This is a genomic window from Bradyrhizobium sp. AZCC 1588 (genome assembly GCF_036924735.1).
Lineage (GTDB): Bacteria > Pseudomonadota > Alphaproteobacteria > Rhizobiales > Xanthobacteraceae > Bradyrhizobium.
In genome coordinates this window covers 4,031,084-4,053,440 of the sequence record NZ_JAZHSC010000001.1, presented here as the reverse complement: position 1 = coordinate 4,053,440, position 22,357 = coordinate 4,031,084, and the positions used below count along the sequence as shown (strand labels likewise).

Below are 22,357 nucleotides of genomic sequence, written 5' to 3'. Positions count from 1 at the left end.
CCCAGAGTTCCCACGAAACGTCCTCACGAAATTGAGAAGCCAGTGCGGCATAGGGATACGCAACAAGGGTCGGGTTTCCGAGATGTGGCGTAGTTCATACGCCGCTGCCGCGCCCCGCATTACACATTAGCGAACGGAGGGCAGTGGCAATGGAAGACACCATCCGGCTCTACCGAACGCTGTTGGCCAATCGCGCGTATCTGCGCTCGCTATCCGAGGGCGCATTTTTCCTCGCCGCCAGCTCTATTGCTATCTACGCTGCCGTCACTTACGCGACCGTCCACGCCAGCAACCACGTCACCGACTTTGTGCTGAGCCGCGTCGGTCCTTTCAACGTACGCTTTCTGTTCATTTACGGGACGTTCACAGCATTCGTGATCACCGCAGGACTGCTGGCGTGGCGGCCGAACCGGCTGCCATTCGCACTGAAGGCCGCAGCGCTGTTCCTGCTGGTCCGCGCCGTGTTCGTGGCCCTCACCCACGTGGCGCCATCGCCGATCGATCCGCAGCAGCCGGCACCGTTCTTCAACTCGATTTTCTACGGCAGCGACCTGTTCTTTTCCGGCCATACCGGCCTGCCGCTTCTCGCAGCGCTTGCCTTCTGGCACATCCCGCAATGGCGAATATTCTACCTCGCGCTGACCGGCTTCTTCGGCTCAATCGTGCTGCTCGGCCACTATCACTATTCGATCGATGTGCTCGCCGCATTGTTCATCACCCACGGCATCTTTCAGATTTCGTGCTGGCTGTTTCGTCGCGACTACGCGCTGTTTCGTTCCTCCGAGAGCGAGGCTGTGCCGCGGGCAAAGCGGAAAAGGCGAAAGATATTGGCCCTGGCCGACGGCGGACATGGGTCCGCGCCCAAGCCGTTCGCGCTGCACCTCGTCGGCGACGAATCCTTGCCGAGCGGTCAATCCAGGACCGACTGAATTGTCCGGACGGCTTGGCATTGGTGGAGCCGTCATCGGGCGCGCATCTGCGCGAGCCCGGGCTACGCTTGCTTCTGGCGCCCCTAAAACGTCGCCCGTTCGCCGGCCATTGCACGATCGATCGCGTCTATCAAGCCCTGTATCTCGACGAATTTTAGCCGCGCGCGCTCCGCCTTGTCGCGATCGAACGGCGCGGCGAGCACCTTTGCGTGTGCATCGCGATCCTCAATCATGCGGTCCCGAGCCTTCTTCAAAATCTCATGGCGTTCGTTCATCTTGTTTCTACCTCTATTGTGCCGAAATCCCTCAGGCGAAGCGGACTACCAATTGATAATCACGACACCGGGGCGAGCAGCCCCGGGAAGACCGGCAAAGGATCGGTGGGACAAGCCGCCAGCTCTCATGCTCATCATTTCTTTCTAACGGGTTGAGGATCGATCTCCGCAATCCTGCGCAGGCACTCGGCTTCGGAATCGTGCGGGCCAGAGACGAATGTCCCGCTGACTTTGGTGGAGTACCATCCGGAAACGACACCGAGGCGGAGCGATTCTTCAGTCTTGACGTGACGAGGCGAGAGATTTTGCATTCGGTGCTTTCAGTTGCGCGTTCGAGGGAATTCGAGTGCGTGGCAAGAAGCTCGACTGCCGAGCCGGAATATTCGCCACGTCAGCTTTCACCAGCGAGGCGGGTGAGGTCGGCCAGTACGGTGGCCACGAGGTCGCGGTGATGCGTGTCGGTCGGCGCCAAATCCGCCGCATAGAGATTCAGGACGTACCGCGCCTTTGCGACCGCTTCCGGCCACGACTCAGCCGGGACGGTCAGGAGCTGCAGCTCGAGGGCGGCCTGGCGGTCCCGCTGCAGCTTTGCGTTAGCCTCGACGTCGGCGAGCGCGCGGCGGATATCGGTCGCCTTTTGCGCCGCCATGCCCCGGTGCTTGTCGAGATCGACCGGGGTTTCACTCACGAGATGCGATCGCGTCGTCGCGCTGCGCATCGGAAAGGTCGACCGAGCTGATCGAGATCATTTCCGTCGAAGCTTGGTGCGGCGCCGCGCCGGGGACCATGATCATGGTGGCGACGCGGCGGAAGCTCTGAAATGAAAGACCTTCGATCATCTCCTCGTCGGTGATGACCTCATAAGCACCAGGCGGCAATGGCCGGCCGACCCCCTTGAGATGGAACGGACACTTGAAATGAACCATTTCCCTTCGCGAGCGCGTGGTCATGTATCGACCGTGCGCCCTTTCCCCGCAAATAGCTATCGATTTCTCGAACAAAGCGGATTCGTCCAGGTTAGGGCAACCCGCGCCAGCCGCTGAATCGGGGACTAATACGGCCCGGCATCGCAATTACGAGAACAATCGATCGGTCGCCTTGTCGAGCCGCTTCGCCGAACCGCTCGCGTCACTTAAATGACCAACCAATTCACCGGATAGCCGGTAGATGTTCTTGCCCTTGAGGTCAAAGAGCTTCTTGCCGCTAAGATCGAAAATTTCGGGACCGACCACCACAGCTACGCGGGTTCCCTTACTGTTGAATATGCTGCCGTTCATGAGCGGCCTCCTTGTTTGACAGCCTGATGTGAATGCTGCGCCCATTCGTCGACAGTAGCGAGATAAATCGACCGGAGCCCGCGCCTTTACTGGGGCGGTTTCGGCGGACTGCCCAACCATCCCAGCGCTATGCGCAAAGCGCCGGCTGCCGAGGTATCTCCCGGCCTTCACCCCGCCTTCAAGCATCATCGTGAAGGCAGCCTCGCCCCGCATGGAACGGGGCGAGGAGAACAAGCGCCGCGACGCAATCCGCCTCAGCTCGTCGGCATGACGTAGGCGTAGATCCGGCCGCGCGAGACTGGCATCTCGCGGACGCGGTTGCCGCTGTTGCCGGAGATCATGATCGGATTGCCCTTGGCGTCGACGCCGGTGATGATGCCGACATGACCGCCGCGGCGGCCGCGCGACATCACCGCAATCGCGCCGACCTGCGGGCCGGAAATGCGCTGGCCGTATTTCGCGAACGAGCTCGCCATGTCCGAGCCGGTGCCGCGATACCCGGAATGCTGCAGGACCATGTTCATGAAGCGGGCGCACCACAGGCTGCCGCGTCCCGTGGGGTTGCCGCCGAGATATTTCCGCGCTTCGGCGACGACGTTCGACGAGGTGTAGCCGGATGCCATCGCGCCGCCGGTCGGCGTTACCGTTGAATTGGATTCGACGCTCGTTCCCGGCGTGACGCTAGCGTTGGCATCGGCAAGACCACGCGCGTGCATTTTCGCGACCGCGCGCTCCCAGCGCGATGCGTGCGCGGCGTGCCGGAGCCGGGCACGACGGCCCCGATCAGCGCGCGCCGGCGCGACTGTGTTGGACGAGACGAAACCGCCAGGTGCAACCGTCTGGGGACTGCTTTCCATGAAGCTCGGGTTGATGCCCGCAAAGCCGCCGGCATGCGCTCGCGCAACCCTGCGCTCCCAGCGCGACATCCTGAGAGCATGGTGATGGTGGCGATATGCGTAATGATGCTTCGCATGATGGCCGGCGTGATGGGCCCGGGCGTGTCGCCCTGCGCCGTGCTGAGGCCGTGCTGAAGCTGGAGAGACGAATACGATGATGGAAGCCGAACACAGTGCCAGCGCAATTACTCGAAGCGACCGGCGAAACGCAAACAACTGACTCATACTTGGTCCTCTAACACTCCCACACTTTGCGTTCGTCTACGAACGAACGCGGCCGGCGTTTTGCGTTGCGGGATGTGACGAGAGGAAGATTTTATGTGGCGAAGAGGAAACAATTTCGGGGTGATTCCGCGATGATTCGAAGGCGAAAATGCAACGATTCTGCCGCATTGCAGCCCCGAGAATTAATTGCAATTTTGTGGGTTAGCTGCGCAAGGAAGTTACGCAAAAACAAGAAAATCGAGAGGAATCCGAAATGCCCTATGCCGTCGCCAAGGATAGCGTCCGCCTCCATTTCGAGGAGGCCGGAAGCGGAACGCCAATCATCTTCCTGCACGAATTTGCGGCCGACCACACCAATTGGGAGCCGCAGATGCGGTACTTCTCGCGCGGCCATCGCTGCATTGCCTATTCGGCGCGCGGCTATACGCCATCCGACGTGCCGCCCTCGGCCGAGGTCTACACCTACGAGTATTTCTACACCGACGCGCTCGCCGTGCTCGATCACCTCGGCATTGCCAAAGCGCATTTCGTCGGCCTGTCGATGGGCTCCTATTCCTCGCTGCAGGTCGGCCTCAATGCGCCGGAGCGCGCCCTGTCGATGACACTCGCCGCCGTCGGCGCTGGCTCGTCACTCGAACATCTCGACGCCTTCCGCGCGCAATGCCGCGCGAATGCCGAGCAGTATGAAACGATCGGATCGGTTGAAGTCGCCAAGGTGACGCGTGAGGCGCCGAGCCGGATTCCATTTTTGCTGAAGGACCCGCGTGGCCACGCCGATTTCTACGCCGCGCTGGCGCGGCATGATGCCAGGGGCTCGGCCAACACCATGCGCAGCTTTCAGGGCAAGCGACCGTCGATCTACACCATGACGGATGCGATCCGACGCGTGCCGACGCCGGCGCTGATCCTCTGCGGCGACGAGGACGACAACTGCATCGGGCCGAGCCTGTTCCTGAAGCAGCATCTACCGGCCGCAGGGCTTTCGTTCTTTCCGAAATCGGGCCACGTGCTCAATCTGGAAGAGCCGGCGCTGTTCAACGAGATGGTGGAGCGGTTCATCGCGCTGGTGGAAGCCGGGCGATGGCCGACGCGCGATCCGCGGTCGATGGTGGCGGCGGTGGTGTAGCCGCAGCGCAGCACGTGTGAGGGACGCACCGGCGGAAGAGTTCCCTCTCCCCTTGCGGGAGAGGGTTAGGGAGAGGGGTGCCGCTTGCTCCGTCGTTGGACGGATAAAGATAGCCTCTGCGAAGATCTTCTCTCGCGATGCGAGCCGTCACCGTATCTCTTCCGCCGGAGCCCGGGGCTTACCCCTCTCCCCAACCCTCCCCCGCAAGGGGGGAGGGAGCCCTGACAGATTGCTTACCTCACAATGGTGCGCGATCCGGGTCGCTGGTGGCGGTTTGACGGCGTCACTTCCCCTTCCCGCCCCTACTCAGCAAAAACACGCCCTGCTCGCCGAACATGTTCCAGACCCACCAGGGCAGGTTCAGCGGCACCGGGCGGCCGTAGAGATCGAGCGCGACGGCGCGCTCCATCTTGACGTTGATCTCGTCGCAGAGCTGCACGAAGTCCTTGATCGTGCAGAAATGGATGTTCGGCGTGTCGTACCAGGTGGCGGGGAGATTTTCGGTACGCGGCATGTGGCCGCCGACGAGCAACTGCAGCCGCATCTTCCAGAAGCCGAAATTCGGGAACGACACTATCGCGCGCCGGCCGATGCGCAGCAGGTTTTCCAGGACCGGTTTCGGCTGCCGCGTCGCCTGCAGGGTCTGCGACAGGATGACGTAATCGAAGGCATCGTCCGGATAATTGACGAGATCGGTGTCGGCGTCGCCCTGCACCACGGCGAGCCCCTTGGCGACGCAGCGGTTGACGCCCTCGCGCGACAGCTCGATGCCGCGGCCATCGATGCCGCGGCTCTCCAGGAGTTGCAGCAACTCGCCGTCGCCACAGCCGACGTCGAGCACTTTTGAGCCGGCCGCAATCATTTCGGCGACGAGGAGATGATCGGTGCGATATTTGCCCGTGCGGTCGGGCGCGACGCCGCCGAGCGGCAATGCTTGTTCCTGAAGGGCCATATCAGCCACCTGTACCATCAAGGCCGCGCGACTTGCCCGCGGATTCCAGGAAGGCGCGAGAAATGTCGAAGAATTCCGGCACGTCGAGCAGGAAGGCATCGTGGCCACGGTCGGTTTCGATCTCGGCGAACGACACCCGCGCGCTCGAAGCATTCAGCGCATGCACCAGCGCGCGCGATTCCGAGGTCGGAAACAGCCAGTCGGACGTGAACGACACCACGCAGAAGCGGGTCTTGATGCCGCGAAACGCTTCCGCCAGCACGCCGTCATGGTCGGCGGCGATATCGAAATAATCCATCGCGCGCGTCAGATAGAGATAGCTGTTGGCATCGAAGCGCTCGACAAAGGACGAGCCCTGATAGCGCAGATAGCTTTCGACCTGGAAATCAGCGTCGAACGAAAACGTCGGCAGTTCGCGGTCCTGCATCCGCCGCCCGAACTTGCGATGCAGCGCGGCGTCGGAGAGATATGTGATGTGCCCTGCCATCCGCGCGACCGCCAGCCCGCGATGCGGATGCGTGCTGCGCTCGAAATAGCGCCCATGGTGCCAGTCCGGATCAGCCATCACGGCCTGCCGGCCGAGTTCGTGAAACGCGATGTTTTGCGCCGAATGGCGCGTTGAGCAGGCGACCGGCAGCGCGGAAAATACCCGTTCCGGATAGGCTGCCGTCCATTGCAGCACCTGCATGCCGCCCATCGAGCCGCCGATGACGCACAACAATGTTTCGATGCCCAGCCGGTCGAGCAACATGGCCTGCGCGCGGACCATGTCGGGGATGGTGATGATCGGAAAATCCAGTCCCCACGCCTTGCCGGTCGCTGGATTAGTCGAGGCCGGACCGGTCGATCCCATGCAGCCGCCGATCACGTTCGAACAAATGATGAAATATCTGTCGGTATCGAGCGGGCGCCCTGGACCGACCATGATTTCCCACCAGCCGGCCTTGCCGGTCAGAGGATGCACGTTGGCGACATGCTGATCCAGCGTCAGCGCGTGACAGATCAGGATTGCGTTGGAACGGTCGGCGTTCAACTCGCCATAGGTCTGGTACGCGATCTGGAATGGCGCGAGATCGATGCCGCAATCGAGCTTCAAGGGCTGCTCGATGCCGAATTTGGCCACCGGCGAGGTCGGATGATCGGCCTCATGGGCGCGGTCCTCGCTGTGAATCGACGGACTGGATACCGACTGCAATTGTGTCATCCCGACCTTCCTCCTCGCGGAGGTCCTTAACGACAGAAATCAGGCCGTAAAAAACCCGGCCTGAACGAAAGGTTCGGCCGGGATCAATCTGTCCCCGGCCTGTTTAGCGAGTTGTTTAACGTGGCTGCAAGCCGGCCGGCTCAAATGACCACGGAATGGAACAAAGCTAGTCCGAAGCAGGTCCCCCGTCAAGGCAGCCGCATGGTTAACCCTGCAGCGATCATGGCGGATCTGACGTTTCTCTTTGCTTTCGACGGCCGTCTTTTCTAATCAATGCCCTTGCTGGGTGGTGATTTCAGACCGATCCGGCGCTGAAGGTTTTAACATGTCCAAGGCTCCCCCGGCTCCGCCCTCGCTGCAGGAATTGCGCAAGGAGATCGACGCGATCGACGAGCAGGTCCATCGCCTCTTGATGGCGCGCGGCGACATCATCGACCGGCTGATCCAGGTGAAGCAGACCCAGGAGGTGGGCTCGGCGTTCCGGCCCGCGCGGGAAGCCAGCATGATGCGCAGCCTGGTCGAGCGCCATCGCGGCATCCTGCCGTTAGACACCATCGAGAGCATCTGGCGCGTCATCATCTCGACCTTTACTTACGTCCAGGCGCCGTTCTCGGTACATGCGGACGTCTCGATCGGCGAGCCCGCGATGCGGGATTCGGCGCGGTTTCACTTCGGCTTTGTCGTGCCCTATGTCGGCCATTTCAGCGCACAGGCCGCGGTTGAAGCCGTGGCGAAATCCAAGGGCGATCTGGCGCTGGTCTCGGCGGTCTCGAGCCGCACGCCGTGGTGGAGTGCGCTGGAAGCCGAAGGCGCGCCAAAAATCATTGCCCGCCTGCCGTTCCTCGAACGCGCCGATCATCCGGCCGCGCTGCCGGTGTTCGTGATCTCGCGCGTGGCCGATGATGCCATGGTGATGGAGGTGCAGATGTGGAGCGTCCGCGTCTCGGGGTGGAACGCCGATATCGCCCGCGCCCTCGCCCCGCTCGCCGAAATCGTCGCGGTGCCCGATACCGCTTTCGACGGTGCGGCGCTTTTGGTGTCGGATGCCGGCACCGGGTTCGAGAAGATCAAGACCGCCCTGATCCAGGCCGGCGCCTCGGTGCGCTCGTCGGCTCTCGTCGGCAGCCACGCAACACGCTATACGGTGCCCCCGAACGGGTCGGCGAAGCCCTAAAAACGCCGCCCGAAATTCCGGAGTTGAAGATGAACCGCCCCGTGCCGAATCCCGGCATTCTCGATATTGCGCCCTACACGCCCGGCAAGACCCCGGTGCCGGAGCCGGGCCGCAAGGTGTTCAAGCTGTCGGCCAACGAGACCCCATTCGGGCCGTCGCCGAAGGCGATCGAAGTCTACAAGGACGTGGCTGCGCATCTAGAGGACTATCCGGAAGGGACCTCGCGGGTGCTGCGCGAAGCGATCGGCCGCGCCTACGGGCTCGATCCCAACCGCATCATCTGCGGCGCCGGCTCGGACGAAATCCTCAATCTCTTGGCGCACACCTATCTCAGCCGGGGCGATGAGGCGATCTCGACCGCCCACGGCTTCCTGGTCTATCCGATCGCGACGATGGCAAACGGCGCCAAGAACGTTGTCGCGCCCGAGACCAATTTTACCGCCGACGTCGACGCCATTCTCGCGCGCGTGACGCCGCGCACGAAACTGGTGTGGCTCGCCAACCCGAACAACCCGACCGGCACCTACGTGCCGTTCGACGAGGTCAAGCGGCTGCGCGCTGGCCTGCCGCCGCATGTGCTGCTGGTGCTCGACGCTGCGTACTCCGACTACGTGTCGCGCAACGATTACGAGCTCGGCCTGGAGCTGGTGGCCACCACCGAAAACACCGTGATGACGCACACCTTCTCCAAGATTCACGGGCTGGCGGCACTGCGGATCGGCTGGATGTTCGGCCCGGCGCACATCATCGATGCCGTCAACCGCATCCGAGGTCCCTTCAACGTCTCGACGCCGGCGATGCTGGCGGCGGTCGCCGCGATCGAGGACACCGCGCATATCCAGAAGTCGAAGGCGTTCACCGAAGAGTGGCGCAACTGGCTGACGGAGGAGATCGGCAAGCTTGGGCTCAAAGTGACGCCGAGCGTCGCCAACTTCGTGCTGATCCACTTCCCGACGGAGAAGGGCAAGACCTCGGCCGACGCCGACACGTTCCTCACCAAACGCGGCCTGGTGCTGCGGGCGCTGAACAATTACGGCCTGCCGCACGCGCTACGCATGACCATCGGCACCGAGGAGGCCAACCGCCTCGTCGTCGACGCCTTGCGCGACTTCATGGCGGCCAAGTGAGTACGGTACCGATCTTCCGACGCGTCGCGCTGATCGGCTTCGGCCTGATCGGCGGCTCGATCGCGCGCGCGGTGCGGGCCCAGGGGCTTGCGAGCGAAATCGTCACCACCGCGCGTTCGGAGAAAACCCGTGCGCGGGTTACCGAGCTCGGCATCGTCGATCGCGTGCTGGAGACCAACGCGGAGGCCGTCAACGACGCCGACCTCGTGATCCTCTGCATCCCCGTCGGCGCCTGCGGGCAAGTGGCGCAGGAGATCGCGCCGTTCCTGAAAGCAGGCGCGATCGTTTCCGACGCCGGCTCGGTCAAGGGCGCCATCGTCCGCGAAATGGCGCCGCATTTGCCGGGCCATGTTCATTTCGTCCCGGCGCATCCGGTCGCCGGCACCGAGCACTCCGGGCCCGACTCCGGCTTCGCTGAACTGTTCATCAACCGCTGGTGCATTCTCACCCCGCCCGAGGGTGCCGACCCCATGGCGGTCGAAACGCTGCGCGCGTTCTGGGCAGGCATGGGCGCCAAGGTCGAAACCATGACGCCTGACCATCACGACCTGGTGCTGGCGATCACCAGCCATTTGCCACATCTGATCGCCTACACCATCGTCGGCACCGCGGACGAGCTGGCGCAGGTAACGTCCTCGGAAGTGATCAAATTCTCGGCCGGCGGCTTTCGCGACTTCACCCGCATCGCGGCGTCGGACCCGACGATGTGGCGCGACGTGTTTTTGAACAACAAGGAAGGCCGTGCTGGAAATGCTCGGCACCTTCAACGAGGACCTTTCAAAACTCACCCGCGCCATCCGCCGCGGCGACGGCGAGGCGCTGTTCGAGCATTTCACCCGCACCCGCGCCATCCGCCGCGGCATCGTCGAGATCGGCCAGGATTCCGCCGCGCCCGACTTCGGCCGCCCGCATCCGCCGCTGGAGAAGAAGGCGGAGTGAACCGCACGGAGTCTCGGCGCTTGCGCGCCACTCTCCACGCCATCATTGCGAGCCACCCGGTCGGCGCGAACGCCGTGGGTCTCCGGAACTTTGGGGTGATTCCGGGAGTTATGAATTAGGCGATATTGCGAGATTTCGCTTTCGGCTCAACGCACATCTGCCGTCTGTCGTCGCAACCGGCGGCATCGCAGGAGGCTCTCATGAGTATCAAGCGAATCCTGGTTCCACTTCCCGGCTCAGCCAGTCATTCCGGTCAAATTGAAACGGCCCTGGCTGCCGCGAAGGCGTTGGGGGCTCACGTCCAGGCACTGTTCATCAGTGAGCCGCCGCCGCCGGTCACGCGTGGCGGCCTAACGGTTACCGAAATGGGACGAATGGCGAGCGTCCCGGTAATAAACTGGCACGCCGAGGAACGGGAGCGAGCTGCGCGGGATGCGCGTCAGGTTTTCGCGCAGGCCTGCGCGGTAGTCGGCATCCCGATGCTATCGGCGAGCGATGAGCCCGGCAGCCCGCTCGCAGCATCCTGGCGCGAAGCCGAGGGATCGTATGTGGAAATCGCGGTGCAACGGGCCGCTGCGTTCGACCTAATGGTCGCCGCAAGCGCCACCGTGATGGAATCGCTCATGGCCATTGCAGAGCAATCGCTGCTGCAGACCCGTCGCCCCGTGCTGTTGGCGCCGGCTCGCCCGCAGAGTGATCTGACCGACAGCGCGATGATCGCCTGGGACGAGAGCCCGGAATGCTGGCACGCGGTCTCGGCTGCCATACCGTTCATGCAGCTCGCCAAATCAGTGCAGGTCATAAGCGTTGATCGGGACGCCAGCAATCGCCAAGCCTCGCAGGCCGAGGTGCTTGCCTATTTGCGCTGTCATGGAATCGGTGCGACCGCGCAGGTGGTTGCACCGGAATTGCGCTCGGTGGGCGATACGCTGCTCGCGGCGGGGGCAGAGCATGAAGCCGGCCTACTGATCATGGGCGCCTATTCCCACAGCCGCCTGCGCGAGATGCTTCTGGGCGGGGCCACGCGCCACATCCTTAAGAACGCTTCGGCACGCCCCGTTCTCTTGGCGCATTAGCCCTCGTCCATCGATTACTCTGAATTTTTGGGCTGACGCCCTAAAACAGCGGCGGCACCTGCCCTACTTTTATCGGCCCCAGAAACACCGCGCCGTCAACAAAGCGCAGCGGGAAGGCGCGCGCCTTTTTGCCTTCCAGCTCCGCCTCCTTGCCGAGCGAATTGATGCCGGCCGCGACGCCGGCATTGGCGTTCTGCTTGACGACCTTGCCGAGCCCCGGGATCGCCTTATCGAGCGCGCCGAACAGATTGTTGAGGTCCTGAGACTTGACGCCCGGCGCGACGCGATCAAGCGTTGCCTGCGGCACGCCCTCCTCCAGCATCTTCTCGATTCCGAGCGCCGGAATCACGCGCTCGAGTCCCGTCACCGTCATCTGCAACTCGCCGTCGATCCGTCCCTGTGCATTGAGGCGCAGCGTCCCGGCGGCCAGCGAGATCAGATCGCCCTGCTGAATCCGCGAGCGGACGATCTCGACATGGCCGCCCGCCGCCTGCAATTCCCGGAAACGTTCGGGCCACGGCTTCGGCGTAAAATCCTTCAGGCCGGTGAGCTTGGTCTGGATGTCAGCGTCGAACGGCTGCGCCAGCACCGGGTGCACCTCCTGCACGTTGCCGCCCGATATCTGCAGCACGGCTTCGATCACGGGGTGATCCTTCGTCGAGCCTTCGGCAAGGCGGCCGTGCAGCTCGACATGGCGGGCGCGCGCCAGCGGCGTCTCGACCGGTCCGTTGACGCGGTCGATCGAGGGATTGTCGAACACGATGGAAGCGCGATGCGGCACATCGGGCAATCCGCTCACGCTGCTGCGGCCCAAGGTCCAGTTCACCTTCATCGACGGCGGCTGGCCGCGATCGGCGAGCGTGGCCGGCGCCTTGAATTCGGCGATCAAGAGTCTCGGCTGGTAGATCTGCGCGATCACCATGATCTCGCCGAGCCGCGCGGTGAACGGCACCTGCGCGCCGGCGGTCTGCGAGACCAGCGAAACGCTGGCGTCGTCGCAGCGGACTTCGAAGCGGAACGGGAAGCCGGCCACCGAACGCTTGCCGCAGGCATAGACCCGGCCGGCCTTTGCTTCCTGCAGCGCCCACGCATCGGCGCGTACGCCGACTTCGGAAGCGGCATAGAACCAGAACGCGCTCCATGCCGCGGCAACAACAAGGAGCAGTGCAGGCGCGATGAAGAGGCGCCACAGCGGGCGCCGGCGCGGCGCAGGGGTCATGTCAGGCATGCGGCGTCCTTTGGCTAGCGATTTTGGCGAATGTAAGTATCCGCTCGTCGCAACAAAAGGCATTGAATCCACTTCGCTTTGTCGCGCCGTTCTGGTAGCGGTGCACCTGGCATGTCCGCAATTGAGTTCAACGATACGGAATTCTCGCAAGGCGACCTCTGGGTGTTCGGCTACGGCTCCCTGATGTGGCGCCCGGGCTTCGACTTCCTCGAACGGGTTCCGGCGCGGCTGATCGGCGAACACCGCGCGCTCTGCGTCTACTCCTTCGTCCATCGCGGCACGCCGGAAAAGCCCGGCCTTGTCCTCGGACTCGATCGCGGCGGCGCCTGCCGCGGCATCGCATTCCGCGTCGCGGAGAAGCACCGCGCCGCCACCATCGCCTATTTGCGCGAGCGCGAGCAGGTCACCTCGGTCTACCGCGAGGTGATGCGGTCGGTGTGGCTGGAGAACGATGCGCGTCAACGCGTCAGCGCACTCGTCTACGTCGTCGATCGCGGCCACGTGCAATATGCCGGCCGGCTGTCGCTGGCAGAACAATTACGTCACGTGCTGCAGGGGCACGGCCAGTCCGGCGTCAACCGCGATTACGTTCTGGCCACCGTGAAGGCGATCGAAGCGGAAGGCCTTCGCGATTCGCAACTGCACCGGCTCGCGGCGATGCTGCACACCCAGCATCCACCGCCTGTTCCCGCAGAGGACAGCGACCGTTGAGCTGGGGTGTGTACTCATAAGCGGACTGGAATGAAACCCAGTGGCCGCGATAGCCAGTATCCGGCATTGGAGGCAAAGCGGACCTCGAAAGTCGGGACTGGGCATGTTTGTTAATGGGCCCTTAGCGGACGTCGAGCGCGCCAAAATCAACGCCGCTTTTCAAGCGGCAGGCTAACTTGCTATCTCGTATTTGACACGCGAGCAGCAATCAGACGGGCGGCTTGTAGTGCGGCCCGCCTACCACCGGCTCCGCCATTTGCAAGAATTCGTCGAACGCGATGGCGCCTTCCGCAACAGTGTGACATGCGCGGCTGTCGACAAAAAGTTGCGCGTCATGGTCAAAGACATCGACGATGAAAAGCGGCTGCTTCGCGGCACTAGTCGGCGCGGCCGCGTGCATACGAATTTCATAGTCTCCGATCCACGCCAGAGAAATCGCCGTCGCGTCACCCTCAGGGCGGGACAGCAGGCTGACATATGCTCGGGAAATTCTCAGCGTTGTAAGATTGTATTCCAACGCACGGCCCACAACAAAACCTCACGCTTTGATGGTTCGCCGCATGATTGCCAACTCCGCCATTACGAGATGCTGGCGGAGAAATTAATATTTCGAAAGAGGGGGCACAGCTTCAGGTGCAAATGGCCCGCGACTGCGCGGGTTTAGTTCCAGGGCTATTGCGGTTGACCGTCCCGTCCGCTTCATGGCCCGTTTGAGACATGGCAGCTATCAGGCCGAACGGGCGATGTCGCCTTTGGCCCAATGCGAGCATGCCGACCGTCTGACTGATGTCCGCCTTGGGGGTAAAAGTCGACACGGAGCCGGTCGCACCCTCCCCAGATTCATGCACACGCCCTAGTTGACCTGCGCCGTCGCCGGCCGGGACGGCGCCGGCGTGGGCTGATCGGAAGGTTCGGGCACGAGATCGATGCCCGCACTGGCGAGGCGAACGCGCACCTCCGCGGCGACATATTTCGCATATTCCGACAGCAACAGACGCAGCGTCGCGCCGCTGGTCCACCAGGGCTCGTCGCGCCATTTTTCGCCGATCACCGCGAACGGAATCAGCGTGACATCAGGCATCGCATGCGACAATTCCAGAATGGCCCGCGGCATGTGGTAGTTCGACGTCACCACGATCAGCGACTTGAAGCCGCGCTCGCGCGCCCAGCGCCGCGTCTCCGCGGCATTGCCGCGCGTGTTGGCGGCGGAGCGGTCGAGATCGACGCAACAGCCGAGTAGCGACTGGTTGTCGGGCAGCGAGCGCGAAATGTCGCGCGCGGCGTTGGTCGGATGCACGCCCGAAATCAAAAGCCGCTTGCCGTAGCCGCCGGCCAGCAATTCCATCGCATCCGCCACCCGCGACGAGCCGCCGGTGAAGACCACGATGCCGTCGGCGTTGCGCGCCGGCTTGATTTCGGCGCCGCGCAATTGCGAGAGAAAGGCAATGAAGCCTACCGCCGCAGCGACGAACAGGATCGCCATGGAGCCGACGATGGCCGCGCGCAGCCATCCGCGCGGCCGCGCGGCACCCTCCCTCGGCGTGCTATCGTCGTGCTGCAAAACCATATGGCCCGGCGATCCCTCTTCCCACACACAATTCTAGAACGTTTTCACGCGAAGTGGAGTCCCGGTCCGCGGGTCAAGTCCGTGACTTGCTTCACTTGAAAATACCAATGGCCCAAATCAATCGATATCGTCCAGCGTCGCAAACAGCGTCCGCCGCGACGCCCAGGCGGTAATGGCGGCAATCGCCACGGCCTGTACCGCCAGCGCCAGATAGCCAGACGGCGGCAGCGAAAATGTTCCGAGCAGCGCTGCGAACTGATCGCCGACGGGGGTGCCCGAGAACCAGCCGGCGATCGATTCGGAGAAGCCGAAACCCAGCATCGCGGCGCCGCCGCCGATCACCCCGCCCTCCAGCCCGAGCCTGAGAAAATGCCGCAGGAAATGGTTGGCAATATAGCGGTCGCCGGCGCCGACGAAGTGCAGCACCTCGACGATCGGGCGATTCGCCGCCATCGCGCCGCGAGTCGCGAACGACACCGAAATGATCGTCGCCACGATCACCAGCGCGAGAATGCCGATGCCGGCAAATACGGTCGCTCCGGTCATCGAGCGCATGCGCTCGATCCAGGCGCGGTGATCATCGACGCTCGCCGACGGCGCCACTTGCGTCACCCTGGAGCGCAATGCCGCGAGGTCGAGCGTGGTGCCGGGCTGGACGCGCGCGACGACGACGCGCGGCACCGGCAACTGCTCGATCGACAGCCCGCTGCCGAGCCACGGCTCCAGCAATCTGGCCGACTCATCCTTGCTGAACGGCTTGACCTGGACGATGCCGGGCTGCGTCCGCATCGCCTCCACCACCGCAGCCGCGTCGCGCTCGAGATCGCGCCCTGCCTGCGGGCGCACCTGAACGGTGATTTCGCTGGCGACTTCGGATTGCCATTCCGCGGCGGACGCGCTGACGAGCAGCACGGTGCCGGTGGTGATGGAAGCGAGGAACGTCATGATGGCGACGACGGCGACCAGCGCGCGGCCGGAGATCGACGCCCGCGGCACGATCGGCGACATGTTGCGCGCCCGCGCCGGCACCTGCGGACGTTCGTTGCCGAGGTCCACCAGCGGTCCATGCTCGTCACCGGCCCTACTCATAGATGTGCAGCCGTCCCTGGTGCAGCACCATCCGCCGCGCCTCGTACTGGTCCATCAGCGTGATGTCGTGGGTCGCGATGATCACCGCGGTGCCCAGCCTGTTCAATTCGATAAACAACCGTAGCAAGCGCCGACCGAGCGTCGGATCGACGCTGCCGGTCGGCTCGTCCGCCAACAGCAATTGCGGCCGCGAGATCACCGCGCGCGCGATCGCCGCGCGCTGCTTCTCGCCGCCCGATAGGATCGGCGGCAGCGCGTCCATGCGCTCGCCGAGGCCAACCCACTTCAGGAGATCGATCACCTCACGGCGATAGCTGGATTCGTCACGGCCCATCACGCGGAACGGCAGCGCCACGTTCTCGTAGGTCGTCATGTGGTCGAGCAGACGAAAATCCTGCAGCACGATACCGATGCGCGTGCGCAGACCCGCAATCTGATCCTTGCCGAGCAGCGAGACGTCCTGGCCGAACAAGTTGACGAGACCGCGGGTCGGCCGCAGCGACAGAAACAACAGCCGCAGCAGCGAGGTCTTGCCCGCGCCCGAGGGACCGGTGAGAAACTGGAAGGAATGGGCGGGAATCACGAAGGAAAGGTCGCGCAAAATCTCCGGGCCGAGCCCGTACCGCAAACCGACATTTTCGAACCGAACCAAGCTCAGCTCCGCTCGACATGGACCATGGCCGAGCTCTGCTCGGCATGGATCGTGGCCGAGCTCCGCTCGGCGTGGACCGTGGCCGGAAACCCCGGACTTGAACCTGAACCTGGACCCGAACCTGAACTTTGGGCTCGTGGCCCGCTGGTTTGGGCGCCAACCGGACAAAACGGTTTTGCGGCCGTTATGGTTTCCGATTCGTTAACGGTCGGTATGTAGCATCCCGGCGAAGACACTGGTGAGCTGGGCTCCATGCATATCGTTTGTCCCCATTGTACAACATCTTACGCCATCAATCCGGCCACCCTGGGCACCGGCGGGCGCACCGTCCGCTGCTCCCGCTGCAAGGAAACCTGGCTGGCGCGGCCCGAGGACGCGATCGAACTGGCCGCCATGCCGGCAGCCATGCCAAGTGCTCCGCTGCCAAGTGCTCCGCCAGCTCCGGCGCAATCGAGCCAGCCGGCCGCAAACGATGCCGCGGCCGAATGGGAGGCGATGGCGCGCGAGGAAGAGGAACAGGACACCCCGGTGATCGACAGTCCCTCGATTTCGGCAGGCTGGCCGGCCGAGGGCGAAGGGTCGCGCCAAGGCGGCGACAGCGACTGGCCAACGGTTGCCCGGCGGGATGCAGAAGACCATGGGGATATCCCGATCACCACGCACCGCGAGCGGCTGGCCCGTCTTTTCCGGCTGCCCTCCCTGCCCCGTATTCCGTTCATCCCGTCCGTCGGCCTGCCGACCGCCTGCGCCGCAATGGGCGCGCTGATCCTGGCGCTGATGATCTGGCGCACCGAAATCGTGCGGCTGCTACCGCAAACCGCGACGTTCTACAAGATGGTCGGGCTGGAAGTGAACCTGCGCGGGCTGGCGTTCAAGGACATCAAGATCACCAACGAGACCGTGGACGGCAAGCCGGTTCTGGTCATCGAGGGCGTGATCGTCGGCGAGACCCAAAAGCCGGTCGAATTGCCGCGGCTGCGCTTCTCCGTCCGCGACGCGCAGGGCGCCGAGATCTACGCCTGGAACGCGGTGCTGGAACAGCCGGTGCTCAAGCCCGGCGAGCGCGCCTATTTCAAATCGCGGCTGGCTTCGCCGCCGCCCGAAGGCCGCAATATTGACGTACGCTTTTTCAACAAGCGGGATCTGGCCGGCCACGCCTGAACCCGGCCGCGCTTCCGCAAGGCGAGAGATCAAGACTTCATGCCACGCGTGCTGATTGCCGATGACGAAGACTCCATGCGCTCGCTGGTGGCGCGCGCCATCGCTATGGATGGCCACGAGACCGTCACCGCCGAGGACGGCGCCGACGCGCTCGATATCCTGACGCGCGAGCAAGGCCTATTCGACCTGCTCTTGACCGATATCCAGATGCCGGTCATGGACGGCATCGCGCTGGCGCTGACGGCGGCGCGCGATTTTCCCAACCTGAAGATCCTGCTGATGACGGGCTTCGCCGACCAGCGCGAACGCGCCTCCGGCCTCAATGCGATCGTGCATGACGTGGTGACGAAACCGTTTTCGGTGCACGACATCCGCACCGCGGTGGCGGACGCGCTGGCGGCGAGCAAGGCGGGGTAACCCGTTAGTCCGTAGGGTGGGCAAAGCGAAGCGTGCCCACCTACTCGATGAGAACAAAAATGGTGGGCACGGCGCAAAATGCGCCTTTGCCCACCCTACAAGATCAATAATCCTTCAACAGCCGCTCGATGTAATCCAGTTCGATCTGCGGACGGGCCGGATCGCCGAGACGGCGGCGCAGTTCTTCCAAAATCCGGCGGACCCGCTGCACGTCGATCTCGCCGGGGATCTTCACCGAATAGTCGTCGGTGAATTCGTTATGGCGCATCGGCCGGCCGAGCGGATCGGTCGAGTTGGCGGCGCCCTGCTGGCGGCCTCGGGGGTTGCCGGGGCCGTCGCCCGGCTGGTCGCCGTCACCTTGCTGCATGGCTTCCGCAAGGCTCTGGGCGCCCTTGCGCAGCGCGTCGAGCGCGCGGCCCTGCGAGTCCACCGCGCCTTCGGCATTGCCCTCGCCGAGCCGGCCGGTTGCATCGCCCATGGCCGAATCGGCCTGATCGAGCCCGTCCTCGCCGTCGCCTTGCTCGCCGCCTTGACCCTGCTGGCCCTGACCCTGTTGGCCCTGCTGCCCCTGCTGGTCACCACGCTGGCCCTGCTGGCCGCGCTGGCCCGGGCCCATGCCGCGCTTGGCGAGCTCTTCCTGCAACTTCTTCAGGCGGTCGCGCAGGCCCTGCTGGTCCTGCTGCAGGTCGCCCATGCTCTGATCGCCCTGCTTGTCGCCTTGCTTGCCGCGCATGCGGTCGCGCCGCGAATCCTGGCCCTGCTTGTAGGTCTTGTCGCGCAATTGCTGCTGCTTGCGGATCATGTCGCCGAGCTCGTTCAGCGCCTGCTCCATTTCGTTGTCGCCGCCCTGGCCGGGCTGCGCCATCTGCAGGTTTTCCAGCATCTGCTGTAGCTGTTCCAATAGCTGCTTGGCGGCATCCTTGTCGCCGGAACGCGACATCCGCTCCAGCCGGTCAAGCATGTTCTTGAGATCCTGCTGGCTCAGCATTTTCGTGTTGGGATCGAGCGGGCGCGCCTGTTGCTGCGGGTTGTTGCGGAACTGCTCGGCGAGCTGGCGCAGGAAATTATCCAGCGCAGCGCGCAGATTGTCCGTCAGCTTCTTGATCTCCTCATCGGTGGCGCCACGCTCCAGCGCCTGTTTGAGCGCGTCCTGCGCCGCACGCAGCGCCTTCTCGACATCGGTGATGTTGCCGTCCTCGATGGTGACGGCAAGCGCCCACATGCTGGCGACGACGTCGCGCATCGCGGCATCGGTGCGCGCCTCCTCCAGTTGGTGCTTAACACTGAAGAGACCGAGATAGTGACCGGCTTCGGGCGTGAACAATTCCGGCGCGATCATCAGCGCATCGAGGGCGGTATGGACTTGCGAATTCTGATTGGCATCGAGCGCCAGAATGCGGCGCTGTTCGATCAGGGCGCGGGCGAGGGGCTTGGTGAACAGCCGTTCCGGCAGCCGCATGTTGAACGGCTCGCTCTTGCCCTCATTGCCGGCCTCGTCCTTGGCCGTGAGCGTCAGCGTTACATCGGCGCCGGCATAGGGATCCTCGCTGAGATCCTTCACCGTCTGGCCGACGCCATTGCGGGTGCGCGCATTCGGCAGCACCAGCGCAAACTGCGGCGGCTCGAACAGCGGCCGTGGCTCGGCCTTCTCGGCCTCCTTGCTCTTGTCTTCCTTGTTGCCTTCCTTATTCCCTTCCTTGCCGGAATCGGGAACACGGACGGCGAATTGCGCGCGCGCTTCGGTGACGCCGTAATCGTCCTCGAGCTTGTAGGACGTCTGCAGCGAGCCACGGGCCTGGCGCTCCGGATCTTTCGCCAGCGAGATGGTCGGGGCACGGTCTGGCGTCGCCGCGAAGCGCCACAGCGGCTGGCCGGAGGGCGCGCGGACATGCGCGGTGCCGTCACCCGTGATCTTGAAATGCCGTTCGTTGGTGCCCTTCGGCGCCTGCTCGCTGGGCGCGACCTCGGTCACGCCGCCGCCGACCACGACGTCGATGTTGCCGCCGCTGGAGCGCACCAGCAGCGTGCTGCCTGCAGGCACCGACAATGATGGTGCCCCGCTATCGGGAGAAGCCGCATCCCTGTTGGCGGCAGACAGAATGACCGGCGGCTTGCCGGTATAGAGCGGCGGGGTCACCCAGGCATCGACCCGGACATTGGCCGGCGCCAGCACGCCGTTCCAGTCGAACGCCGCGGCAATTCGCAGCCGGCGCTCGTCGCCGGCGGCGACATAGGCGGCCGCCAGCATCACCATGACCAGCGCACGCAGCGCCCAGGGGTCGTGGATCGCCAGCCGCGGCGAAGGCAGCCCGGCGCGGATCCGCTTGATCGAGGCCAGCGTGCGCTCGCGCTGCTCCCGCCACAGCGCCTGCGCGATCGGATCCCTGGTCGAGAGTGTATCGGTCAGCGCGGTCGCCGGGCGATGGCGAATGCCGGTGCCGCGGTCGAGCCGGCTCAACGCCTCTTCGCGGCTCGGCCAGCGAAACCGCGCGAGCGGGAACAATGCGGCGAGCGCCGCGAGGGCGAACAGGCCAAGGCAGATCGCGCGAGCAAGGAACGGCAGCGCCAGCCACAATCCGGCCCAGGACGCCACCAGGAACAGCCCAATGACGCTCAGAAACCGGACGAGCCCCGGCCAGGTACGTTCCCACGCAATCGCGTATTGGGCCCGTTGCAGAGCCTGCGTCAGTTGAAGCCGCGCGACAGCATCCGGCTCGCGCGCTGGCTTTGTGGGGTCGGGGGAAGCGCCGCTCAACAATCTCTCCGGGTTGTCGATAAGTCAGCCTAGCACAACGGCGGCAATGAGGCACCCGTTCCCGGGGTAACCCACACCCGGAAATACGCATAACATTACACGAAGGCGTGACTGCGGGCGTCCCTCCCCGTAACGTTCGCGCCGAACCGTAAAACTACGAGGAAGCGACATGGACCAGAAGACGCACGACAAGGGACTGGAAATTCGCAAAGCGGTGCTCGGCGAGGCCTATGTCGACAACGCGCTGAAGAGCGTCGACAGTTTTAACAAGCCGTTCCAGGAACTCGTCACCGAATACTGCTGGGGCGCGGTGTGGGGCCGCGAGGAACTGCCGCGCAAGACCCGCAGCATGCTCAATCTGGCCATGATCTCGATCCTGAACCGGCCGCATGAACTGAAGGCGCACATCAAGGGCGCGCTGACCAACGGCGTCAGTCGCGACGAGATTCGCGAGATCTTCATGCAGGTTTCGATCTATGCCGGCATCCCCGCCGGCGTCGACAGCTTTCGCATCGCGCGCGAGGTGTTCGCGGAATTGGACAAGGGCTGAGGCGTAGCACCATGGAAATCGGATTCATCGGCCTCGGGAAAATGGGCTTCCCGATGGCGCGCCGCCTGATCGAGGCCAAGCATCAACTCACCGTGTTCGATACGCGGCAGGAAGCGATAGGCAAGCTCGGCGCGCTCGGCGCGCAAGCGGCATCGTCGCCGAAGGATATCGCCGACCGCTGCGAGACGGTGCTGGCGAGCTTGCCGTCGCTGCAGGCTTCGCTCGAGGTTGCGACCGGCGCGGGCGGCGTGATCGAAGGGAGGCGCGTCAAACGCTTCGTCGATCTCTCCACCGTCGGCTCTCAGATGGCGGCCAAGATTCACGGTCTTCTGGCGAAGAACAACATCGTGCAGATCGACAGCCCCGTCAGCGGCGGCGTCGGCGGCGCCGAGAAGGGAACGCTGGCCGTGATGGTCTCCGGCCCGCGCGCCGATTACGAGCTGGCAAAACCCGCGCTCGACGTGATCGGAAAAGTGTTTTTCATCGGCGAAAAGCCCGGCTCGGCGCAAACGATGAAACTGGCGAACAACTTCCTGTCGGCGACCGCGATGGTGGCGACGTCGGAGGCGGTTGTGATGGGCGTCAAGGCAGGGCTCGATCCGGCCGTGATGATCGACGTCATCAACGCAGGCTCCGGGCTTAATACGGCGAGCCGCGACAAGTTTCCGCGCTCGGTGCTGCCGCGCAGTTTCGATTTCGGCTTCGCCACGGGACTGATGGTCAAAGACGTGCGGCTTGCGCTGGAGGAGATGAAATCGCTCGGGCTGTCGATGGAAGTCGCCGAAGCGGTCGGACGCTTGTGGGAAGTCATCATCCGCGACGAGGGCGCAGAGTCGGATTTCACCGCGGCGATCAAGCCGATCGAGAAGGCAGCGGGCGTGGTGGTCGGCGGTGCGAAGTGAAGGCCCGCGTTCCCCGGATGCTGCGCAGCGCGTCGCGCTTGCGGCGTGGTGCGCTGCTGATCCGGGGTCTATCGTGGTTGGTCAGGTATGGATCCCGGCTCTGCGGAGCAGCGTTTCACGCTGCA

The 22,357-nt window shown here is 64.0% G+C and carries 23 protein-coding genes, 1 pseudogene and 1 riboswitch; of the genes and pseudogenes, 11 read left to right on the top strand and 13 right to left on the bottom strand.

Annotated features, from left to right (window positions below; genetic code table 11):
- Positions 1–149: 149 nt before the first annotated feature.
- On the top strand, positions 150–929 hold the full coding sequence (locus V1277_RS19065; RefSeq protein ID WP_334417639.1) for a phosphatase PAP2-related protein: 780 nt from the start codon (positions 150–152) through the stop codon (positions 927–929).
- A gap of 83 nt (positions 930–1,012) precedes the next feature.
- Here V1277_RS19065 and V1277_RS19060 read toward each other — a convergent pair whose 3' ends face one another.
- From V1277_RS19060 to V1277_RS19040, 5 genes are all read right to left on the bottom strand, one after another.
- Complete coding sequence (locus V1277_RS19060; RefSeq protein ID WP_334370468.1) at positions 1,013–1,204, bottom strand: hypothetical protein; 192 nt, start codon at positions 1,202–1,204, stop codon at positions 1,013–1,015.
- A 391-nt stretch (positions 1,205–1,595) separates the two neighbouring features.
- Positions 1,596–1,892, bottom strand: a complete 297-nt coding sequence (locus V1277_RS19055; protein ID WP_057842871.1) for a hypothetical protein — start codon at positions 1,890–1,892, stop codon at positions 1,596–1,598.
- A complete protein-coding gene (locus tag V1277_RS19050) occupies positions 1,885–2,154 on the bottom strand; it encodes a hypothetical protein (RefSeq protein ID WP_334417638.1) in 270 nt (89 codons plus the stop codon). Before V1277_RS19050 ends, V1277_RS19055 begins: the two co-directional genes overlap by 8 nt.
- A 123-nt stretch (positions 2,155–2,277) precedes the next feature.
- Positions 2,278–2,481, bottom strand: a complete 204-nt coding sequence (locus tag V1277_RS19045; protein ID WP_334417637.1) for a hypothetical protein — start codon at positions 2,479–2,481, stop codon at positions 2,278–2,280.
- A gap of 254 nt (positions 2,482–2,735) precedes the next feature.
- Positions 2,736–3,602: a TIGR02594 family protein gene (locus tag V1277_RS19040; protein WP_334417636.1), complete on the bottom strand. Its 867-nt coding sequence runs from the start codon at positions 3,600–3,602 to the stop codon at positions 2,736–2,738.
- A gap of 253 nt (positions 3,603–3,855) precedes the next feature.
- On the opposite strand from V1277_RS19040, the gene V1277_RS19035 reads away from it, so the two are divergent.
- The gene (locus tag V1277_RS19035; RefSeq protein WP_334417635.1) at positions 3,856–4,728 is read left to right on the top strand and encodes an alpha/beta fold hydrolase; all 873 of its coding nucleotides are present in this window, start codon (positions 3,856–3,858) and stop codon (positions 4,726–4,728) included.
- Between the two features lie 283 nt (positions 4,729–5,011).
- Here the strand turns inward: V1277_RS19035 and metW are convergent, their stop codons facing one another.
- Together metW and metX are read right to left on the bottom strand one after the other, a co-directional pair.
- Positions 5,012–5,680, bottom strand: coding sequence for a methionine biosynthesis protein MetW (metW, locus tag V1277_RS19030; protein WP_334370473.1), 669 nt, complete (start codon positions 5,678–5,680; stop codon positions 5,012–5,014).
- 1 nt (position 5,681) lies between these two features.
- A complete protein-coding gene (metX, locus tag V1277_RS19025) occupies positions 5,682–6,884 on the bottom strand; it encodes a homoserine O-acetyltransferase MetX (RefSeq protein WP_334417634.1) in 1,203 nt (400 codons plus the stop codon).
- Between the two features lie 82 nt (positions 6,885–6,966).
- Positions 6,967–7,046, bottom strand: a riboswitch (SAM riboswitch).
- A gap of 163 nt (positions 7,047–7,209) precedes the next feature.
- On the opposite strand from metX, the gene V1277_RS19020 reads away from it, so the two are divergent.
- The 4 genes and pseudogenes from V1277_RS19020 (at position 7,210) to V1277_RS19005 (ending at position 11,200) form a co-directional block, all read left to right on the top strand.
- The gene (locus tag V1277_RS19020) at positions 7,210–8,058 is read left to right on the top strand and encodes a chorismate mutase (protein WP_334417633.1); all 849 of its coding nucleotides are present in this window, start codon (positions 7,210–7,212) and stop codon (positions 8,056–8,058) included.
- 29 nt (positions 8,059–8,087) lie between these two features.
- Complete coding sequence (hisC, locus tag V1277_RS19015) at positions 8,088–9,185, top strand: histidinol-phosphate transaminase (RefSeq protein WP_334417632.1); 1,098 nt, start codon at positions 8,088–8,090, stop codon at positions 9,183–9,185.
- Positions 9,182–10,124: pseudogene (locus tag V1277_RS19010) on the top strand (prephenate/arogenate dehydrogenase family protein). Before hisC ends, V1277_RS19010 begins: the two are co-directional and overlap by 4 nt.
- 200 nt (positions 10,125–10,324) lie before the next feature.
- Entirely contained in the window at positions 10,325–11,200 is an 876-nt protein-coding gene (locus V1277_RS19005; RefSeq protein ID WP_334417631.1) for a universal stress protein, read from the top strand.
- Between the two features lie 40 nt (positions 11,201–11,240).
- Here V1277_RS19005 and V1277_RS19000 read toward each other — a convergent pair whose 3' ends face one another.
- The gene (locus V1277_RS19000; RefSeq protein WP_334417630.1) at positions 11,241–12,428 is read right to left on the bottom strand and encodes a DUF2125 domain-containing protein; all 1,188 of its coding nucleotides are present in this window, start codon (positions 12,426–12,428) and stop codon (positions 11,241–11,243) included.
- 111 nt (positions 12,429–12,539) lie between these two features.
- On the opposite strand from V1277_RS19000, the gene V1277_RS18995 reads away from it, so the two are divergent.
- Entirely contained in the window at positions 12,540–13,139 is a 600-nt protein-coding gene (locus V1277_RS18995; protein WP_334417629.1) for a gamma-glutamylcyclotransferase, read from the top strand.
- 208 nt (positions 13,140–13,347) lie between these two features.
- Here V1277_RS18995 and V1277_RS18990 read toward each other — a convergent pair whose 3' ends face one another.
- The 4 genes from V1277_RS18990 to ftsE all read right to left on the bottom strand — a co-directional run bounded on the left by V1277_RS18990 (position 13,348) and on the right by ftsE (position 16,447).
- The gene (locus V1277_RS18990) at positions 13,348–13,656 is read right to left on the bottom strand and encodes a hypothetical protein (protein WP_334417628.1); all 309 of its coding nucleotides are present in this window, start codon (positions 13,654–13,656) and stop codon (positions 13,348–13,350) included.
- A gap of 336 nt (positions 13,657–13,992) precedes the next feature.
- Positions 13,993–14,706, bottom strand: a complete 714-nt coding sequence (locus V1277_RS18985) for a YdcF family protein (protein WP_334370485.1) — start codon at positions 14,704–14,706, stop codon at positions 13,993–13,995.
- 117 nt (positions 14,707–14,823) lie between these two features.
- The gene (locus V1277_RS18980; RefSeq protein ID WP_334366522.1) at positions 14,824–15,795 is read right to left on the bottom strand and encodes a cell division protein FtsX; all 972 of its coding nucleotides are present in this window, start codon (positions 15,793–15,795) and stop codon (positions 14,824–14,826) included.
- A complete protein-coding gene (gene ftsE, locus V1277_RS18975; RefSeq protein ID WP_028348200.1) occupies positions 15,788–16,447 on the bottom strand; it encodes a cell division ATP-binding protein FtsE in 660 nt (219 codons plus the stop codon). The genes V1277_RS18980 and ftsE overlap by 8 nt, the downstream gene beginning before the upstream one ends.
- A gap of 252 nt (positions 16,448–16,699) precedes the next feature.
- On the opposite strand from ftsE, the gene V1277_RS18970 reads away from it, so the two are divergent.
- Both V1277_RS18970 and V1277_RS18965 read left to right on the top strand, forming a co-directional pair.
- A complete protein-coding gene (locus tag V1277_RS18970; RefSeq protein ID WP_334417627.1) occupies positions 16,700–17,608 on the top strand; it encodes an MJ0042-type zinc finger domain-containing protein in 909 nt (302 codons plus the stop codon).
- Between the two features lie 39 nt (positions 17,609–17,647).
- Complete coding sequence (locus V1277_RS18965; protein WP_334417626.1) at positions 17,648–18,025, top strand: response regulator; 378 nt, start codon at positions 17,648–17,650, stop codon at positions 18,023–18,025.
- 103 nt (positions 18,026–18,128) lie between these two features.
- Here V1277_RS18965 and V1277_RS18960 read toward each other — a convergent pair whose 3' ends face one another.
- A complete protein-coding gene (locus V1277_RS18960; RefSeq protein WP_334417625.1) occupies positions 18,129–20,780 on the bottom strand; it encodes a TIGR02302 family protein in 2,652 nt (883 codons plus the stop codon).
- A gap of 169 nt (positions 20,781–20,949) precedes the next feature.
- Between V1277_RS18960 and V1277_RS18955 the strand changes: the two genes are divergently transcribed.
- Together V1277_RS18955 and V1277_RS18950 are read left to right on the top strand one after the other, a co-directional pair.
- Entirely contained in the window at positions 20,950–21,330 is a 381-nt protein-coding gene (locus V1277_RS18955; RefSeq protein WP_334417624.1) for a carboxymuconolactone decarboxylase family protein, read from the top strand.
- 11 nt (positions 21,331–21,341) lie between these two features.
- The gene (locus V1277_RS18950; RefSeq protein WP_334417623.1) at positions 21,342–22,232 is read left to right on the top strand and encodes an NAD(P)-dependent oxidoreductase; all 891 of its coding nucleotides are present in this window, start codon (positions 21,342–21,344) and stop codon (positions 22,230–22,232) included.
- Positions 22,233–22,357: the final 125 nt, after the last annotated feature.

Excerpts from the sequence above, each read along its gene's own strand:
- V1277_RS19065 (WP_334417639.1), top strand. The coding sequence starts at position 150 with ATGGAAGACACCATCCGGCTCTACCGAACGCTGTTGGCCAATCGCGCG.
- V1277_RS19060 (WP_334370468.1), bottom strand. The coding sequence starts at position 1,204 with ATGAACGAACGCCATGAGATTTTGAAGAAGGCTCGGGACCGCATGATT.
- V1277_RS19050 (WP_334417638.1), bottom strand. The coding sequence starts at position 2,154 with ATGACCACGCGCTCGCGAAGGGAAATGGTTCATTTCAAGTGTCCGTTC.
- V1277_RS19045 (WP_334417637.1), bottom strand. The coding sequence starts at position 2,481 with ATGAACGGCAGCATATTCAACAGTAAGGGAACCCGCGTAGCTGTGGTG.
- V1277_RS19040 (WP_334417636.1), bottom strand. The coding sequence starts at position 3,602 with ATGAGTCAGTTGTTTGCGTTTCGCCGGTCGCTTCGAGTAATTGCGCTG.
- V1277_RS19035 (WP_334417635.1), top strand. The coding sequence starts at position 3,856 with ATGCCCTATGCCGTCGCCAAGGATAGCGTCCGCCTCCATTTCGAGGAG.
- metW (WP_334370473.1), bottom strand. The coding sequence starts at position 5,680 with ATGGCCCTTCAGGAACAAGCATTGCCGCTCGGCGGCGTCGCGCCCGAC.
- metX (WP_334417634.1), bottom strand. The coding sequence starts at position 6,884 with ATGACACAATTGCAGTCGGTATCCAGTCCGTCGATTCACAGCGAGGAC.
- V1277_RS19020 (WP_334417633.1), top strand. The coding sequence starts at position 7,210 with ATGTCCAAGGCTCCCCCGGCTCCGCCCTCGCTGCAGGAATTGCGCAAG.
- hisC (WP_334417632.1), top strand. The coding sequence starts at position 8,088 with ATGAACCGCCCCGTGCCGAATCCCGGCATTCTCGATATTGCGCCCTAC.
- V1277_RS19005 (WP_334417631.1), top strand. The coding sequence starts at position 10,325 with ATGAGTATCAAGCGAATCCTGGTTCCACTTCCCGGCTCAGCCAGTCAT.
- V1277_RS19000 (WP_334417630.1), bottom strand. The coding sequence starts at position 12,428 with ATGCCTGACATGACCCCTGCGCCGCGCCGGCGCCCGCTGTGGCGCCTC.
- V1277_RS18995 (WP_334417629.1), top strand. The coding sequence starts at position 12,540 with ATGTCCGCAATTGAGTTCAACGATACGGAATTCTCGCAAGGCGACCTC.
- V1277_RS18985 (WP_334370485.1), bottom strand. The coding sequence starts at position 14,706 with ATGGTTTTGCAGCACGACGATAGCACGCCGAGGGAGGGTGCCGCGCGG.
- V1277_RS18980 (WP_334366522.1), bottom strand. The coding sequence starts at position 15,795 with ATGAGTAGGGCCGGTGACGAGCATGGACCGCTGGTGGACCTCGGCAAC.
- V1277_RS18970 (WP_334417627.1), top strand. The coding sequence starts at position 16,700 with ATGCATATCGTTTGTCCCCATTGTACAACATCTTACGCCATCAATCCG.
- V1277_RS18965 (WP_334417626.1), top strand. The coding sequence starts at position 17,648 with ATGCCACGCGTGCTGATTGCCGATGACGAAGACTCCATGCGCTCGCTG.
- V1277_RS18955 (WP_334417624.1), top strand. The coding sequence starts at position 20,950 with ATGGACCAGAAGACGCACGACAAGGGACTGGAAATTCGCAAAGCGGTG.
- V1277_RS18950 (WP_334417623.1), top strand. The coding sequence starts at position 21,342 with ATGGAAATCGGATTCATCGGCCTCGGGAAAATGGGCTTCCCGATGGCG.